Genomic DNA, 16,826 nt, shown 5'->3' with positions numbered 1-16,826 from the left:
AATTGATAGAAAAAGCCTATTCCTTATTCGCCATTGAAAAAGAAACAGGCTTTAAAATCAATTCCCAAAAATCAGACCTATTGCTCGCAGACCAAAATAAAGGTCGGCGGAAAGTTCTTGAACATCAGGTGGCTTTTGATTTCCTCAAAGTATCTCCCAAACTGAAATTTGAGCAGATAGGAATAGCAGATTTGGATCACCTTTCCGTTTTCCACGATGTTTTCCTTACACTTTTTGTATATCTGTTCGCGGGAAGGCTTTGGTATCAATGTCAAAGGCAGTGAGGAAAGGATCAAATCCGCCTTTTTTCCACCCAGGTATTGGTCTATATTTTCTGCTGAATCACAGATAATTTTTACATTTTTTTTCGGGAAAATTTTTTTAAGATTGTCGCAAAAAGGTTTGTTGATTTCAAAGACCAACAATACTGCATCGGGATCCATCCTGTCTACAATTCCGTGTGTGATACTTCCATCTCCACCGCCCAACTCCACGATCAGTTTCGCTCCTTTGAAGTCGGCGTAGGATAACATTTTATTTACCAATGATTTAGAACTAAAAGTAACAGCACCCGTAGTTGAAAGATTTGTAAAAAGCTCTTTGAGCAAGGCTCCTTTATTGTTCATAGATTTTATTTAATTGCGCAAGATATGAATTTTAGAAAATTTATATTTGCAATTGCACCCTAATAAATAAGTTCCCGCAAAAGAAAGTATGTCTTCCCCGCAGACCCAGATCAGATCGACCTTTATATTAAATCTCAAACTAAATTTTATCAATTTTTGGAAGTTGGCAATTCCATTTTTGATTGTCTTTTTGATTTTAAGGCTGATAGAAGTATGGGCAGTTTTCAATATCCACAGTTTGGAGTATTCCAAAGCTCAGATTACACTCATGGGATGGGCTTACGATCTCCAATGGGTATTTTATATTTTAGGTTTTCTATTGATTTTAAATATTCTTTTGGGGATGATTTTTCCTCAAGCTGTCAGAGTTTTGGTCAAAATAACGCTGACTTTACTTATTGTGCTCCAGGGAGGACTTCTTTTCTATTTTACCAAAATGCTGATTCCCCTTGGGACCGATTTGTATGCTTATTCCCTCAATGATGTTTTCCTGACTGTCAAGGCTTCCGGCGAATTGAATCTATTCAATATTTTGGCCATCCTGTTTGTATTGGTTTTTGTTTACGTTTTGCTTGGATTGGGCAAATGGATTCCCTTGAAATATCAAACAGCCGTCGTATTGACAGTAGTATGTTACGGTTACCTGATCGGAATAGGCATTGCCAAAAATGCTCAAAAAGAGCAGCCTGCTGAACTTGAAAGAAATCTGATGGCCAATAAGTCTTCTTATTTCTATGACCAATCTTACAATTACTTCACTTCCAATGAATACCTGTATTTTGACTTTTTCCTCGCTTCTGCCAATTCAGGAGATAGACTTGTCAGCAAAGATCTGACCGAAACCAATTATCCTTTTTTGCATTCCAATGATTATCCGGATGTATTGGGTCCTTATTTTGATGAATTTGACACTTTGCCTGATATCGTATTTGTGATTGTGGAAGGTCTTGGCAAAGCCTATTCCGGCGAAGATGCCTATTTGGGAAGTTTTACGCCGTTTTTGGATTCTTTGAGCGGGCATTCGCTGTATTGGAAAAACGGTCTTTCGACGACAGGAAGGACATTTGGAGTACTTACTGGGATGTTTGGTTCTTTGCCTTTTGCACAAAAAGGTTTTATGGACCAGGCACCCATTCTCCCTTTGCACCATACTTTACTTTCTTTGCTCAAAACCAACGGGTACTTTACCAATTTCCATATCGGTGCGGACAAAAACTTTGACAACGTCAATTACTTCCTTCAGTACCAGCAGGTGGACAGGATTTTGGACTTGACTTCCTTCGATGCAGATTTTGAGGAAACACCTTCCAAATCAGGCTTTTCTTGGGGTTACCCGGACAAAGCCATGTTTGAAAATGCAATGAGAAAACTACCTGTCAGTTCCCAACCTCAGGTAAGTATTTTTCAGACACAGACTTCGCACGATCCCTTCCTTATTCCTGATGAGGAAAAATACCTGGCGATGTTTGAAAAATACATCCAAAATGACCTTATATCTCTGCCTTTGACTACGGGAGAATATAGAAAATATAAAAACATGTACGCCAGTATCCTCTATGTGGACGAGGCGATCAAGGAGTTTTTCCAAGCCTATCAAAAACTGCCAAAATATGAAAACACAATTTTCATCATTACGGGAGACCACAGGCTTCCTGAAATCCCCTTGGCCACCACCATTGACAGGTTCCATGTGCCGATCATGATTTTTTCTCCCAAACTCAACCGTTCCAAAAGAATGCATGGCGTCACCAGCCATTTTGAAATCACCCCGACTATCCTGAGTCTGTTGGAGAACAGATTTGACTTGGACTTGCCATCCAAAGTGGCTTGGAAAGGATATGTAATGGATACTTCTTCGACTTTTCAATCCAAAATCTCCAATCCTTTGATGAGGAATAAAAATCAGTTGGTAGATTACATCAGCGGGGAATATGTATTGGCAGACAACCAGCTTTACCAGCTTTATGACAATATGGGAATGGAACCTGTCACAGACGTGGCAATGAAAGAAAAACTGCTGACTGAGTTTGCTACTTATAAAAATTCCAACCGTTTCGCAACCGAAAACAACAGAATCCTACCAGATACATTGGCAGTCTATATTCCCAAAAATTAATTTTCTCCTTTACGGATTTCATTTCTTTGATAGGTATCCTTCAAGATCGACTCCATCAAGGGAAAATAGAAATTCCAAAAAAAACTGTTCCGCTGCGAATAATCCTCAGAGTGCAAAAACAACCTCCAGAGTTTTTCTATTCCATAAAAGTCATAAGAACTTCCTGAGACAGGATTGTCGGCAAAATCCCCACAAAAGTAATAGAACTTTCCCTGGCCGTTTTTCTTTACCACTACCGCCGGAAAATACCTGGGAAGTCCCATTTCGCCCAATTTTTTGATCCCGTCTTCGGTTGGTGCAAGATCATAATAAGAGACCACTTCATAATCCCTGCTTACAAAAATGATATCAATCCAATAGGGATATTTCACAATCTCGGGAACTCCGTAGGTTTGTTGGCTTTTGAGACTGGAGACGATTTCAGGAACAACTTTCTTTATTTCGATTTCTTCTTTTAGGATTTCGATCTGACCATTTTCATGCAAAAAAACCATCGCAGGACCTGAAAAATCCCATGCTTGCTGATGTTGACGCTTATAGCCGGATACCAGCCATGGAGGTAAATCATTATTCAGCATGGTATCCAATTCGTCAAAATACCGCGCAATCCAACCGGTCCATTTGATCCCTGCCAGATTCTCAAAATCCTTTCGGACTTCTTTTTTTGTAGGGCTGGCTATGGTGTTGAATTCGCTGATGATATCAATTTCCTTCTTGTAGGCTTTTTCCAAAAACGCAATGTCGTCCTTGTCCATGCCACCATAAATCTTCTTGGAATGGGTTTGGACAGGTTTTTCTTTCAGGTCATTTTCATAAACGCCATAGGTATCTGAAAAATAAACCAATTGGGACTCATCTAGGGTCTTTTGGGTTTGAATTTCTGATTGGCCAGACAAATCGTTGATCTGGTAGTCCTCTATTCTCTTGCCGGGAAAAAACCCGAAGTAATCTTTCGATGCATCATAAATTGACCCTTCATTTTTGGTAAACTTAAAATGGTTGAGCAGCCAATGGATGGATTGGTGTTCCTGGTAATTTGGGGTAGGGACAGTTTTGTCAATCACCACCACTCCCATAGAAGCTGCAGGCAACAAATACCATATCAACATACTCATCAAAGGAATGACAACAAAAATAAAGGCAACCACCAAAAATCCACGGAAGAAAATCCGGAATTCGATTGGAAGATATTTACCTGGAAAATTTGCCATTAGAATCTGAATTCAGTGCCGATAGAAATGTTGAGGTTGTTTCGGAATTGTTGTTCGGAGATTTCATCCCTTGAGTATCCCACAAAACCAAAACCCATCCACCGTGATGTCCAGAGATGCTGATAGCCGATCCTTGCCCTGTAGGAATTGAGCAGTTGGGATTGGAAATCCCGGGTTTCTTCATCAGGGGAAACTCCTGTAGAAAGCTGGATACTGAAAAAGTCTTCAGGTCCATTGAAATAATATCTGGTCTGAAAATTAGCACTTGTAGAAGAACCGTCTTTTCCCGGGATAAAGTTGAGCCGGAGGTTGAGCCACCAGTTGCTAATGTACTTTCCGGCAGAACCGGTGATGATGTGTGTGACGTCAGAAAATTGCAAAAATCTATATCCGGCCTCCAATTCATAGGCTTTGGGCAAGTTCCAAAAAACACTGGTTCCAAACCTGAACTTTGGAAAAAATGAAGCTTGGGAATAACCCACATTGAAATAGCCATATTTGTTCTTGCCCAATGAAGGAAAAGCATCCAGTTCCGCTTGGGTTCCTCTTCCGTCAAATCTCTCAGAATGGGTGACCCGAGCAATCAACGATCCGGTTAAATCGGTATGCGTCCGGCCATAGACCGAATAAGTATTCCACGGACTGAGGTCGCCGTAAAAGTAATCGTAATCATAAGTAGCGCCTACAGCATTGATGCGCGTCTTTCTTCGGAGGGTTTCGATGTATCCCAATAATCCTTCTGTTTTGGGCGCTTTCGCAAAAACCTCATTGGCGATTTTGATCGCTGTTTTATAATCTTCCTTGTAATAATGAAGTCTGGATGACCGGTATTTCAATGGCATGGATTGGGGTCCGATTTTTTCAAGTCCCATATTGATCACAGCTTCTGCCCTTTCGTAATTTTCACTCCAAAACAAATCATCGATATAAGCAATATAGGCATCTTCATAAGTAGGACTGGCTATCAAAGCCTTTTCAAAATAGATAGCGGCAGAATCGTATTTTCCATCCCAGGCATAGGACCTTCCCATCAAAATCAAAACATCCCCATAGTCCGGATATTTTCCCAAAACTTTGGAAAGGATAACCCTTCCTTCTTGTCTTTTACCTTCCAAAATCAGCTTTCGGGCATCTTGATAAAGCACGTCCGGGTCAAAAGTTTCCTGCGCCCAACCACTTTTGGGCAGGGCTATTGCCAAAAACAAAAAACCATAAAAAAACAGTATTGCATATGTCCTCATATCCGGGTCAATTAAGCGGAATAGGTGATTCAATTTTTTTCTTATCCTCGGCTTTTTTGAATCCTGTGCGGATCATTTCTCCCCATCCTCCTTTGCCTTTGATAAAGTGCCAATGTCCTTTCAAACCCCAGAGTACGATTTTAGGATGGATCAGAAATGGCTCCAACAAGACCGTTTTCATCAGTTTGTTGAGGTCAGACCTGTCTTTGTAATTATTGTAAGCCACGCCTTCAAACAAAATACTGAAAGATGAAATCATGACAGAAAAAACGTACATCAACCCAAAAAGTCCCACAAAATATAAAGCACTGATATCACCTGTGATAATCATCAAAAGTGTATACAGGAATCCCATCATCTCTATGATTGGGCCACCTTTTTCAAACACGGACCAATAGGGATAAGAAACCAAACCCAAAACCCCATATTTGGGATTCAATTTAACTTTTTGGTGGAGCTGAAGCGTTTCGATCGTTCCGCGCATCCACCTGTTGCGCTGCTTGGAAAGGATGTTTTCAGACTCCGGCACTTCTGTCCAGCATAATGGATCAGGCACAAAGCCAACTTTGTACTTTTGACCTGTTTCTTCCATATACCTTCGCATCCTGACGACAAGTTCCATGTCCTCACCCACGGTCTTTGGGAAATATCCCCCCACTTTCAATACCAATTCTTTGTTGAAAAAACCAAAAGCGCCCGAAATAAGCATCAATCCATTGATCCTGGTCCAAGCCATTCTGCCCATCAAAAAAGCACGAAAATATTCAATCACCTGAAACCTCCCCAAGAGGGTTTCGGGAACCCTGTATTCTGTCACTGTCCCGTCTTTTACCTGACAATTATTGGCCACACCGATTACACCCCCGACCGCGATTACTTTGCGGTTTGTTTCTTCCATAAATGGCCTCACCATTCTCGTCAAAGAATCACTGGACAGGATACAATCCACATCGATACAGGCCAAAATTTCATTGGCTGCCAGATTGATACCTGCGTTGAGAGCATCGGCTTTGCCTCCGTTTTCTTTGTCCACCAAAGTCAGCTTGGCATAAGAAGGGTTTGTTGATTTGTATACCCCGCGGATTTTTCCGGTCTCTACATATTTATGGTAAGCATAATTGGTCTTGACCAAACCAAAACTTTCAATCATCTTTTCAAGGGTATCGTCTTTGGAACCATCATTGACAATAATCACTTCGAATTTTCCGTAATGGAGGGTCAGGAGACTTTTGGCGTTTTGCACTATATTCTGTCCTTCATTGTATGCCGGCGCAATGACCGATATACTTGGCGTAACCGGGCTTGTAATGACATCTTTGTAATCAGCAAACTTGTTTTTTTTCAGGTGGTCACGCATTTCCAATGTGGAAAGGACAGTCATGATCAGGTAAAAAGAAATGATTGAAAAACTGTAGACCAAGAACAGTATCCCAAAAATCTCAATCAATATGTCTAAAAGTAAATTATACATGGCTCAAAACAGGATCCGTAAGGTGGTTGAAAATCTGATATGCCTCCATGTCATCGGCCTGACGTGTCCACTCTCCCAACACATCGGGATTGAGGATATTCAATGCCTGCATCACGGCTTTTTTGGATTCAAAGTCCAACCCGTTTTTTAATTTTTCCAACAAAATCACTTCTGAGATAGGGTTTCCGATATTCTGCAATACTGCTATAATTCCGAGGAACAAACCCTTGTCGGCAGTAGACAAATCGCGGTGGAGATGGTTGAGGGAATCTTGGTAGCTGAAAACATCAAAGCATTTGATCATCTCCAATTTTTCCGGGATGGTAGCATTTTTGTATTTATTTATCAATATTTCAAGCAGTTCAAAAAGCCCAAGATACCTGACGAGTTTGTATCCAAAAACCCTCACAGATTCATTTTTGGATTCAAACAATAAATCTACCCTCACTTTTTCCTGGCTGTTGTTGATAAATTTGATGATTCTGAAATAGACCATTTGTTGCCATCTTGACAAAGGAAAATCCTGGTCGACAAGGACTTTCAGTTCGGGATCGTTGGAAATATTCAAAAGGGTAGCGACGGCATTAGACCGCACATAAAAGTTTTCTGATTTGGCAAATTTCTCCACCTTTTCTGCTGCTTCCACGACATCCATTTCATTGATTTCGACAATACCGGAGGTGATCACGTCCCATTTTTTTGAGGAAAGCTTTTGGATGGAATGTGCGTCCAAACCGAGTTTTCGGTAGATAGTCTTGAGCTTGGTTTTGAATTCCCCCTTCATGTTTTTGTTGAGACTGATGATTTCCATGATCATCACGTCCTTGAAAAGGTTGTTTTTAAGATGGTCAACTGGAAAAAAGCTTTCAAATTTTTCTCGGTCAAAGGATTGCAATTCCTCTAAAGAATGCTCAAAAAGTAAATTGGAAACAGGTTCTAAACTCAGTTCCTTAAATTTCACGGTGAGGGAGTCTCTTTTCTTTTTTCGTTTTTTGACCACATACATGATGGTGACCAAGATGATAGAAGCCACCAAAAACAAAACCAAGGTGGAGACAAGTAGCAACATCTTGGTGTCACTCAGTATTTTGGTTTGTAATTCATAATAAGGAGAAAAATTAACATTGGAAGCCAAGATATGAAGCTCTCCTTCCTCAAAACCGTTGGATTTGGAGGAAACGTCGGAAGGCAACAGTTCATTACGGCTGAGGTTATCCAAAAATTCATCGATGGCCTCCTTCTCGGACTTTTGGTCGAAAAGCAAAAATGCAAGTTCCGCTTTCTTTCCCGAAGCTGAAAAAATGGTGTCCCTAAGGTGGGCAGCACTTCTAAAATCCACAAGCGTATCCGAAACCCACAAACCGTTATGATCCGGCTGGGTTAAAGAAAAAATGCTGAGATCCTTCTCATTTTCTTTGACTTCCAATATAAAGGAAAGACCGGGGATTTCTCCGGAGACCTCAAAAAGTTTGGACTCGACCTGCAAACTCAGGGAATCCTGAGCGCGAAGGTTGCCAAGCTGAAAAATCAGAAACAAAAATAATGAACCGACCTTAAAAAAACGCCTTCTATGTGATTCATGCATCCATTTGAATTATTGAATTAATCTCCGAACACGCACTGCGAGCTCATTTGGATTAAATGGTTTTGGGACAAAATCAGATACGCCGAGATTAAAAGCTTCCATGACAGTAGCTTCTTCTTCTCCAAGAGAACTCAAAACAATGATGGGCACTTTAGGATAAACCTTCTTTGCGTGGTTGATGATTTCGATGCCAGTTTTGAAAGGAATCATGACATCTGTGATGATCAGGTCGGGCTCAGAGGCATCGATCGCATCCATTCCGGTCAAGCCATCTTCGGCAGTGGTGACATGGTAGCCATCCTTTTTAAGTCTAAAGTTCAACAGACTGGATATCAGTCTATCGTCCTCGATGATTAGGATATTCTTCATTTTTTTCAATCTTTTGGGTGATAAGAGATTTAAATATAGAAGTAAAAAAAACAAAAAAACAAGGCTCCAAACCCCAGAAAAATTGAAATTATTTTAGGAAAAAATACAATAGGATTAAAATGTATTACACAAAAAAATATTTGCCGTTCCTAACCGTTTATGGGTTTCAAAAAAAATAATTTTTTTTTGAAAAAATTTCTTTTGTTAGCTTACAAACTGATTAAATCCACCAATTCAAGCAAACCATATGATTATGAGCCCTAAGATTCAGGTATTCAAAAGTATATTGGTATTGGTTCTTTTTCTTTCTTTTCAATATACAAAGGCGCAAAGCGATCCAAGTGGAGAAAAGAGGGTGACAGGTACGATAGCCATAAAGAATGCCACCATCACCACAGCACCCGGAAAAACCATCCAAAACGGTACAATTCTAATTAAAAACGGCCTGATAGAAGCGGTCGGGACCAATATCACCATTCCCAAAGAGGCCCAAGTTATCTCAGCTGACTCCTTATTTATCTATCCGGGATTTATTGACGGCGCAAGTACTGCAGGGGTAGGCAAAGCTCCTGAACCTGAAAAGCCCTCTGATTACAACCCCGCCAACCCACCGGACGATATTGCAGGGATTACGCCTTGGAGGAATGTAATCGATACCTATGATAATAAAAACAACCAAATCCAAGATTGGAGAAAAAGTGGATTTACCATCGCCCAGTTGATCCCTGAAGGTGGAATGATGCCGGGAAAAACCGCAATAGTCCTTTTTGGAAATCCTTCCTCCACCAATATTTTATCCCAAAACTCAGCCCTAGTTGTAAAATTCCAAGGTGCAAGAGGAGGAGGAAGAGTCTATCCAGGAACTCCGCTCGGAATCATGGCGAAATTCAGGGATGTATATAAAAATGCCGAATTGGCCTCCCGCCACGGTAAACTTTTTGCCTCCAACAACGGTCTCAACAGACCTGAAATAAACAAGACTTACGAAGCGATGTATCCCGTGGTGGATAAGAATATCCCGGTATTGTTTGAGGCAAACGATGACATCGAAATCAGGAGGGCACTTTCACTTCAAAAAGAAAATGGGTTCAGATTGATTTTATCAGGTGTCTCCAATGTGGAGAAGGTTACTAACGAAATCAAGGCTGCAAATGCCCAAGTATTGCTTTCCATGAAATTGCCTGATGATAAAGTCACCAAAGCCAAAATGGAAGAATTGTCTGAAGAAATGCAGGCAAGAACCAAAAGGGTTCAGGAAGCCTATCAAAGCACATTAAAGCAAGCTGCATTTTTGGAAGCAGCAGGTATTCCTTTCGGCTTTACCTCTATGGGTGCCAAAAGCGGGGACACTTTCAAGAATCTTCGCCTCATGGTTGAAAATGGACTAACAGAAAATGCAGCTTTGGCTGCGCTTACCATAAACAACGCCAATATACTAGGCATTCAAAAGTTTGCCGGCACATTGGAAAAAGGGAAATCTGCCAATATGGTCATATTAACCGCTCCATTGTTGGATGAAGAGACCCAGGTTAAACATGTAGTGGCTGACGGGTTTATGTTTGATTACGAAGTCAAAGCAAAGAAAAACGGTAACGGTGAGAAGAACGGCACCAATGGGGCAGTTGCAATTGATGGTTTTTGGGAATATACATCTGATACGCCGGCCGGAAGTTCGTCCGGAACCCTAGAAATCAAAAAAGAAGGGGATTCCTATAAAGGGACCATCACCTATGACAATCCTGCAGGAGTAGGGCAAGCAAGCTCTGAAATGAAAAACATCAGCCTTTCAGGTTCTAATTTGACTTTTTCATTTGATGTGGCTGCAGGAGGAATGTCTTTGGTAGTGAATGTGAGCGGAGAAGTAAGCGGAGATCAAATTTCCGGAAACCTCTCGCTGTCTGAATACGGAAGCTTTCCGATGAATGCTACCAAGAAACCAAAATCATTTTAATCGCTAATCACCGAAAATCATGAAAAAGATAATCTATATAATAGCAGCTATATTGGTGATGGGCTGGAATCCAGCAAATTCCCAAACCCAAAAAGGGTCTGTTTTAATAAAAAATGCTACTGTTTTGACAGTTACTAAAGGCATCTTGGAAGACACCGATGTCCTTGTGGAAAACGGCATCATCAAAAAAATAGGAAAAGGACTTACAGCTTCGAATGTCACTACCATTGACGCAAAAGGAAAATACGTCATGCCCGGCATCATTGATGCCCATTCTCATGTAGCCTTAGATGCTGTCAATGAAGGTACTGCACCGATTACCTCAGAGGTAAGGATGGCGGATGTGATTGACCCTTACGATATCGGTTTGTACCGGGCACTCGCCGGCGGGGTGACTGTTTCCCATGCCATGCATGGTTCGGCTAATGCCATTGGAGGACAAAACATCACACTCAAACACCGGTATGGCTCAGGCAATCCCGATGATTTGATCATGAAAGATGCGGCAAGGACAATCAAATTCGCCTTAGGTGAAAATCCAACAAGAGTTCATGGAAGAGGGAATGGGATTCAACCAAGGTCAAGAATGGGTGTCGAGGCTGTAATCAGAAACGGTTTCAATGATGCGATTCAATACAAAAAAACCTGGGAAACCTACAACAATGCCCTGAAAGTAAAAGGAGCAACGCCTGTTCCCCCAAAATACAGTGAACGTCTCCAAACCCTAGTGGATATTTTGGATGGTAAAATCATCATCCATTGTCATTCCTACCGGGCAGACGAAATCTACATGCTCATCAATGTCTGTAGAGAATTTGATATCACCAACATTGTGTTTTCCCATGTCAATGAAGGATTTAAAGTAGCCCCTGAATTGGCGGCTTATACGATGGGTGCTTCGGTTTTTGCTGATTGGTGGGCGTACAAATTTGAGGTGTATTATTCCACAGCCTACAATGCCGCTATATTGACCCAAAACGGAGTCATCACTTCTATCAATTCAGATTCAGGAGAATTGATCCGTCACTTGTACCACGAAGCCGGAAAAGCACAACGCTACGGCGAATTGACCGACGAGCAAACCTTGGCCCTAATCACCATCAATCCTGCCAAACAACTTGGAATTGCGGACAAGGTAGGTTCCATAGAAGAAGGCAAACAGGCTGATTTGGTCATTTTCAACGATCATCCACTTTCAGTTTATGCTATCCCTCAGATGACTTTTGTGGATGGTGTCAAATATTTTGACATCAATGAGGATCCTAATGACATGAGATTGAGGGTAGCAGCAACAGAATCCATTGAACCCATATTCCTTAAAGAACATGATCACAAGTGTATGCATGGGGTAGATTTCTTCTTTACCAATTTTGGTAGAAGCTTATTTGACCACGAACACTAAAATCTAAATGGAAGCTCAAAACATACTGAAGATGAAGAAGATAAATCAAATCATATTTACAGTCGCTTTATTGGTTCTCCCCTTTTTGGCTAATGCCCAATTTGATGGAGAATTTATCAAGCCGAGAAACGGCAGATTTTTGCTGCAAAACGCAACCATTGTCACTGTTACCAAAGGCAATATCGAAAATGGAAGCGTGCTCATATCCAATGGAAAAATCGAAGCGGTAGGAAAAAACATTCCTGCGGGAGATGCCGAGGTGATAGATTGTACCGGACATTTTATCTATCCGGGAATGTTTGATGGAGGAACCAGACTTGGATTGGTCGAAGTCAATTCTGTACCGGAAACCCAGGATTATGCTGAAATCGGTCAAGTGACTCCCAACATGCAGGCGCTTGTCGCTGTCAATCCCAACTCTGTAGCGATTCCGGTAACACGAGTGAGTGGTGTCACGACTACTTTGGCAACTCCTTCGGGAGGTTTGTTTCCCGGAACGGCAGCCCTAATCAACCTCAACGGCTATACTGCGGACCAAATGTATGCAGGTTTTAAAGGGGTTGTCCTGAATTTCCCTTCTTCCGCCCGTCGCAGTACTTGGGATAGAAGAAGTGATGAGGACATCAAAAAAGAAGCTGAAAAAGCCGAAAAAACCCTCAATGAAATTTGGGAGAGGGCGGTTACTTTTAATCAATTGAAAAAAGCCGATGCCGCCTTGGATTATTATCCTGAGATGGAACAATTAGCAAAAGTTGTTGCGGGAGAATTACCTCTCTTGGTAGAAGTAAATGCCGCATCAGATATCACTTTAGCAATAGAGTGGATCCAATCCAAAAATGTAAAGGCCATCCTTACCGGAGTGGCTGAAGGTTGGAGAGTGGCTGACAAAATCGCTGCCTCCAAAATCCCTGTCATCACTGGACCGATGCTTTCCATTCCGACAAGGAACTCTGACCGTTTTGATGCAGCCTATACCAATCCCGGCAAAATGGCCAAAGCAGGTGTGAAAGTGGTCATCAGATCAAACGATGCAGAAAACACAAGAAACCTTCCTTTCAATGCGGGTTTTGCCGCTGCTTATGGCATGGGCAAAGAAGAAGCCTTGAAAGCCGTCACCATCAATGCCGCAGAGGTATTCGGGGTTGCTGATCGAATGGGTTCCATCGAGCAGGGAAAAGATGCCACGCTGTTTGTCTCCACAGGAGATCCTTTTGAAACCAAAACCCAGATCCGCCATGTATTCATAGACGGCTACAGGGTACCGATGAGCAACAGACATATCAAGCTGTATCAGGAATTTTTGCAGCGGTCACCGGGACTAAAAGAAAATTGATTTGATCCAAAATCAAACCGCAGCCCAAAAAGCTGCGGTTTATTTTTTTGTTAACTTGCTGAAAATAGAGATATCCAATTGTCTTGGTATCCGTAAGAATGTTGAATCATAAACCATAAAAAAATGATAGTAAGTACTACACCAAGTCTAGAGGGATATAAAATTACTGCCTACCTCGGCATTGTTTCAGGCGAAACCATTATCGGCGCCAATGTTTTTAAAGATTTCTTTGCCAGCATCACCGACATCGTAGGCGGCAGGTCAGGTGCCTATGAGCAGGTATTACGGGAGGCAAAAGCCACTGCCATGTCCGAGATGGAAATGCAGGCAAGGGCTTTTGGCGCGACCGCAATCGTGGGGATCGACTTGGATTATGAGACCATCAGAGATGGAATGCTGATGGTGACAGCAGCAGGTACCGCCGTCAAGATTGAGAAAATCTTTTAATTCACGATTTCGATTTTCCCTAAACTCACTTCGCAAAAGCCCAAGGTGGTATATAAGTATTTTCGGAAAAGGTTTTAAGTCAAGTTTACGAACTCAATCCTGTCCCAATCAACTGACCGGATGACAAGGTAGCTTTTCTTAAAGCCTTTACTTTTTGACAATCAGATTTTTGACCAAATAAAAAAGCAGCCCTCTCAAAAATTCTTTCGAAAGTCCAAATGGATAAGTCTGTTTACCTCATTGTCTAATCTAGTCGACCATAAACTTATTCTAGACTATACAGGAAAATATTTTTCATGAGTCTTGCATATCCGGCATTTCAACTATTTATTTGCATTGTCCTTTCACTTTTTGAGTGGGGATTTATAAAGAAGAGGTAAGAGACAGGCTCTGCGACCCTCTGGCAACCAGGAAAATCCAAGGTGCCAAATCCTGCCAGGTAAAATTCCCTGGAAATATAAATTCTTAACATCATGGATCAATACCTCCTCAATTATCCCTTCCTTTTAAGATTCACACCATCAGTATTGGAAGAAAACTTTGTAGGCTTCTCCGTAATCGGAACTAATTTTTTTCTTTTACCAAAGCAAAAGGTTTAAATTTAATCCTGTTAAAATCTACAACTTTTCACTAAACCATAAACCGAGAATAATATGTCAAATTATCGCTTCGAAACTTTGCAATTGCACGCCGGACAGGTTCCAGATCCTACAACCAATTCCCGTGCAGTGCCCATTTACCAGACTACTTCTTATGTCTTCAATTCCGCTGAACACGGGGCCAACCTTTTTGCCCTAAAAGAATTCGGGAACATCTATACAAGGATCATGAATCCTACCACGGATGTGTTTGAGCAACGCATTGCTGCATTGGAAGGTGGCGTAGCCGCTTTGGCAACCGCATCAGGTCAAGCGGCTCAATTTCTTGCACTCAACAATATTCTGCAGACGGGGGAAAATTTCGTTTCCACCTCTTTCCTTTACGGCGGTACTTACAACCAATTTAAAGTAGCATTCAAAAGAATCGGCATTGAAGCCCGATTTGCCAAAGGCAATGACCCGAAGGAATTTGAAAAGCTGATTGATGAGAAGACCAAAGCCATCTATTTGGAGACCATCGGAAATCCTGAATTCAACATTCCGGATTTTGAAGCTATTGCCGCCATGGCAAAAAAACATGACCTGCCTGTCATTGTGGACAATACCTTTGGTGCCGGCGGCTACTTGTTTCAGCCATTGAAGCATGGCGCCAATATCGTCACCGCCTCTGCTACCAAATGGATCGGTGGACACGGAACTTCCATCGGAGGGGTAATCGTCGACGGGGGAAATTACAATTGGGGCAACGGAAAATATCCTCAATTCACAGAACCATCCGAAGGTTATCATGGGATGAAATTCTGGGAAGTATTCGGAGAAAACAATCCCTTAGGACTTCCAAACATGGCTTTTATCATCCGTGCAAGGACTGAAGGTCTGAGGGATTTTGGACCGGCATTGAGCCCTTTCAACTCTTTCTTATTGATTCAAGGATTGGAGACTTTATCCCTCAGGGTCCAAAGAACAGTGGACAATGCACTCTCCATCGCACAATGGCTAGAGGCACATCCTAAAGTGCAAAAGGTGAATTATCCGGGTTTGAAATCTTCTCCTTACCATGAACTCGCCAAGAAATACTTGAGAAATGGTTTCGGTGGAGTTTTGAGTTTTGAACTGAAAGGCGACAAAGAAAGCACCTCCAACTTTATCAATAACCTCAAATTGATCTCCCACCTTGCCAATGTCGGTGATGCCAAAACATTGATTATCCAACCTGCCGCAACCACGCATCAGCAGTTGAGTGAAACTGAACAAGCTGCCGCGGGTGTCACTCCTACCCTGTTGAGGATTTCATTGGGTATTGAGCATATTGAAGATATCAAAGCCGATTTAGAACACGCTTTCAACAGTTAAAAAAATTCAGGAAAACCTGAGAAGAATTCCAATAGTAAAGTAATGAATGTAGCAAGCAACTACCTGATTATTGATATGGCGCAAGAAACCTACACGCATGAGGGTGTATTTGACCTGGAGTCTGGAGAGTCTCTTCCCGGATTCCAACTGGCCTATACCACCCAAGGACGTCTGACCACAGCAAAAGACAATGTCATCTGGGTCATCCATGCGCTCACCGGAGATGCCAAAGTCCAAGAATGGTGGAACGGTATGGTCGGGGAAGATAAATTTTATGACCCGGGCAAGTATTTTATCGTTTGCGCCAACTTGCTGGGTTCTTGCTACGGTTCGAGCAGTCCCCTTTCAGAAAATCCCCTGACAGGAAAACCTTACTACTATGATTTTCCGAATCTCAGCACAAGGGATATGGCAAGGTCATTGGATTATCTCAGAGAATATCTTGGAATCAATACCATCAACACCGTCATTGGAGGTTCGCTTGGAGGTCAAGTTGCCATCGAGTGGGCATATCTTCTGCAGGATCAAGTCAAAAACACCATCATCCTTGCTTCAAATGCGAAGACTTCCCCCTGGACCATAGGCTTCAATGAAACGCAAAGAATGGCGATCGAGTCCGATTGTACCTGGGGAGAAAACCATGCGGATGCCGGCAAAAAAGGGATGGAAGCCGCAAGGGCGATTGCCATGCTTTCTTACAGACATCCTGAGGACTTTGCCCTCAAGCAAAGCGATACCGAAGAAAAACTGGACAACTTCCGCATTTCCTCTTACCTCAGGTATCAGGGTCAAAAACTCGGAAACAGGTTCAATGCATTTTCCTATTGGGTGCTAAGCAAAGCCATGGACAGTCATGACCTTGGACGCGGACGCGGAGGAACGGAAAAAGTACTCCAGAAAATACCCTCCAAAGTATTGGCAATCGGAGTGGACAGGGATTTATTGTTCCTCAAAGAAGAATCCCAATTCATATCCCGGCATGTTTCCAAAGGGACTTACAGAGAAATCCAATCTCCCTACGGCCACGATGCTTTTCTAATCGAATATGGGCAGTTGCAGTATATTTTGAAGGGATTTTACCTAGAGAATAATGGGTAATTGCACTTATGGATTTTGAATGAA

13 protein-coding genes and 1 riboswitch are annotated in these 16,826 nt (G+C 41.9%); of the genes, 7 read left to right on the top strand and 6 right to left on the bottom strand.

What is annotated here, in order from left to right; translation table 11 throughout:
- Positions 1 to 77: 77 nt before the first annotated feature.
- The gene (locus tag MMU05_RS03750; RefSeq protein WP_241140328.1) at positions 78 to 626 is read right to left on the bottom strand and encodes a class I SAM-dependent methyltransferase; all 549 of its coding nucleotides are present in this window, start codon (positions 624 to 626) and stop codon (positions 78 to 80) included.
- A gap of 163 nt (positions 627 to 789) precedes the next feature.
- Between MMU05_RS03750 and MMU05_RS03745 the strand changes: the two genes are divergently transcribed.
- A complete protein-coding gene (locus tag MMU05_RS03745) occupies positions 790 to 2,742 on the top strand; it encodes an LTA synthase family protein (RefSeq protein WP_241140327.1) in 1,953 nt (650 codons plus the stop codon).
- On the opposite strand, the gene MMU05_RS03740 is transcribed toward MMU05_RS03745, so the two are convergent.
- From MMU05_RS03740 to MMU05_RS03720, 5 genes are read right to left on the bottom strand one after another with little or no spacing between them, the layout of a single operon-like run.
- Entirely contained in the window at positions 2,739 to 3,953 is a 1,215-nt protein-coding gene (locus tag MMU05_RS03740; RefSeq protein ID WP_241140326.1) for a hypothetical protein, read from the bottom strand. The genes MMU05_RS03745 and MMU05_RS03740 overlap by 4 nt on opposite strands.
- Complete coding sequence (locus tag MMU05_RS03735; protein WP_241140325.1) at positions 3,953 to 5,194, bottom strand: YaiO family outer membrane beta-barrel protein; 1,242 nt, start codon at positions 5,192 to 5,194, stop codon at positions 3,953 to 3,955. The genes MMU05_RS03740 and MMU05_RS03735 overlap by 1 nt, the downstream gene beginning before the upstream one ends.
- 7 nt (positions 5,195 to 5,201) lie before the next feature.
- A complete protein-coding gene (locus tag MMU05_RS03730) occupies positions 5,202 to 6,665 on the bottom strand; it encodes a glycosyltransferase family 2 protein (RefSeq protein WP_241140324.1) in 1,464 nt (487 codons plus the stop codon).
- Entirely contained in the window at positions 6,658 to 8,250 is a 1,593-nt protein-coding gene (locus tag MMU05_RS03725; protein WP_241140323.1) for a hypothetical protein, read from the bottom strand. The genes MMU05_RS03730 and MMU05_RS03725 overlap by 8 nt, the downstream gene beginning before the upstream one ends.
- A gap of 9 nt (positions 8,251 to 8,259) precedes the next feature.
- Positions 8,260 to 8,619: a response regulator transcription factor gene (locus tag MMU05_RS03720; RefSeq protein ID WP_113922910.1), complete on the bottom strand. Its 360-nt coding sequence runs from the start codon at positions 8,617 to 8,619 to the stop codon at positions 8,260 to 8,262.
- Positions 8,620 to 8,872: 253 nt separating this feature from the next.
- On the opposite strand from MMU05_RS03720, the gene MMU05_RS03715 reads away from it, so the two are divergent.
- From MMU05_RS03715 to MMU05_RS03690, 6 genes are all read left to right on the top strand, one after another.
- The gene (locus MMU05_RS03715; protein ID WP_241140322.1) at positions 8,873 to 10,570 is read left to right on the top strand and encodes an amidohydrolase family protein; all 1,698 of its coding nucleotides are present in this window, start codon (positions 8,873 to 8,875) and stop codon (positions 10,568 to 10,570) included.
- Positions 10,571 to 10,589: 19 nt separating this feature from the next.
- Positions 10,590 to 11,972, top strand: a complete 1,383-nt coding sequence (locus tag MMU05_RS03710) for an amidohydrolase family protein (protein ID WP_241140321.1) — start codon at positions 10,590 to 10,592, stop codon at positions 11,970 to 11,972.
- A gap of 31 nt (positions 11,973 to 12,003) precedes the next feature.
- Positions 12,004 to 13,305: an amidohydrolase family protein gene (locus MMU05_RS03705; RefSeq protein ID WP_241140320.1), complete on the top strand. Its 1,302-nt coding sequence runs from the start codon at positions 12,004 to 12,006 to the stop codon at positions 13,303 to 13,305.
- Positions 13,306 to 13,428: 123 nt separating this feature from the next.
- Positions 13,429 to 13,752, top strand: a complete 324-nt coding sequence (locus MMU05_RS03700) for a YbjQ family protein (protein ID WP_241140319.1) — start codon at positions 13,429 to 13,431, stop codon at positions 13,750 to 13,752.
- 360 nt (positions 13,753 to 14,112) lie between these two features.
- A riboswitch (SAM riboswitch) is annotated at positions 14,113 to 14,216 on the top strand.
- Between the two features lie 189 nt (positions 14,217 to 14,405).
- Positions 14,406 to 15,704: an O-acetylhomoserine aminocarboxypropyltransferase/cysteine synthase family protein gene (locus tag MMU05_RS03695; protein ID WP_241140318.1), complete on the top strand. Its 1,299-nt coding sequence runs from the start codon at positions 14,406 to 14,408 to the stop codon at positions 15,702 to 15,704.
- A gap of 42 nt (positions 15,705 to 15,746) precedes the next feature.
- Positions 15,747 to 16,802, top strand: a complete 1,056-nt coding sequence (locus tag MMU05_RS03690) for a homoserine O-acetyltransferase family protein (protein ID WP_241140317.1) — start codon at positions 15,747 to 15,749, stop codon at positions 16,800 to 16,802.
- Positions 16,803 to 16,826 lie beyond the last annotated feature (24 nt).

The sequence above is a fragment of the Cognataquiflexum rubidum genome (genome assembly GCF_022538115.1).
GTDB lineage: Bacteria > Bacteroidota > Bacteroidia > Cytophagales > Cyclobacteriaceae > Cognataquiflexum > Cognataquiflexum rubidum.
The sequence above is the reverse complement of the archived record's forward strand: the minus strand, read 5'-3'. Positions and strand labels throughout refer to the sequence as shown.

Coding starts and splice junctions, on each gene's coding strand:
- MMU05_RS03750 (WP_241140328.1), bottom strand. CDS start 626: ATGAACAATAAAGGAGCCTTGCTCAAAGAGCTTTTTACAAATCTTTCA.
- MMU05_RS03740 (WP_241140326.1), bottom strand. CDS start 3,953: ATGGCAAATTTTCCAGGTAAATATCTTCCAATCGAATTCCGGATTTTC.
- MMU05_RS03735 (WP_241140325.1), bottom strand. CDS start 5,194: ATGAGGACATATGCAATACTGTTTTTTTATGGTTTTTTGTTTTTGGCA.
- MMU05_RS03730 (WP_241140324.1), bottom strand. CDS start 6,665: ATGTATAATTTACTTTTAGACATATTGATTGAGATTTTTGGGATACTG.
- MMU05_RS03725 (WP_241140323.1), bottom strand. CDS start 8,250: ATGCATGAATCACATAGAAGGCGTTTTTTTAAGGTCGGTTCATTATTT.
- MMU05_RS03720 (WP_113922910.1), bottom strand. CDS start 8,619: ATGAAGAATATCCTAATCATCGAGGACGATAGACTGATATCCAGTCTG.
- MMU05_RS03715 (WP_241140322.1), top strand. CDS start 8,873: ATGAGCCCTAAGATTCAGGTATTCAAAAGTATATTGGTATTGGTTCTT.
- MMU05_RS03710 (WP_241140321.1), top strand. CDS start 10,590: ATGAAAAAGATAATCTATATAATAGCAGCTATATTGGTGATGGGCTGG.
- MMU05_RS03705 (WP_241140320.1), top strand. CDS start 12,004: ATGAAGAAGATAAATCAAATCATATTTACAGTCGCTTTATTGGTTCTC.
- MMU05_RS03700 (WP_241140319.1), top strand. CDS start 13,429: ATGATAGTAAGTACTACACCAAGTCTAGAGGGATATAAAATTACTGCC.
- MMU05_RS03695 (WP_241140318.1), top strand. CDS start 14,406: ATGTCAAATTATCGCTTCGAAACTTTGCAATTGCACGCCGGACAGGTT.
- MMU05_RS03690 (WP_241140317.1), top strand. CDS start 15,747: ATGAATGTAGCAAGCAACTACCTGATTATTGATATGGCGCAAGAAACC.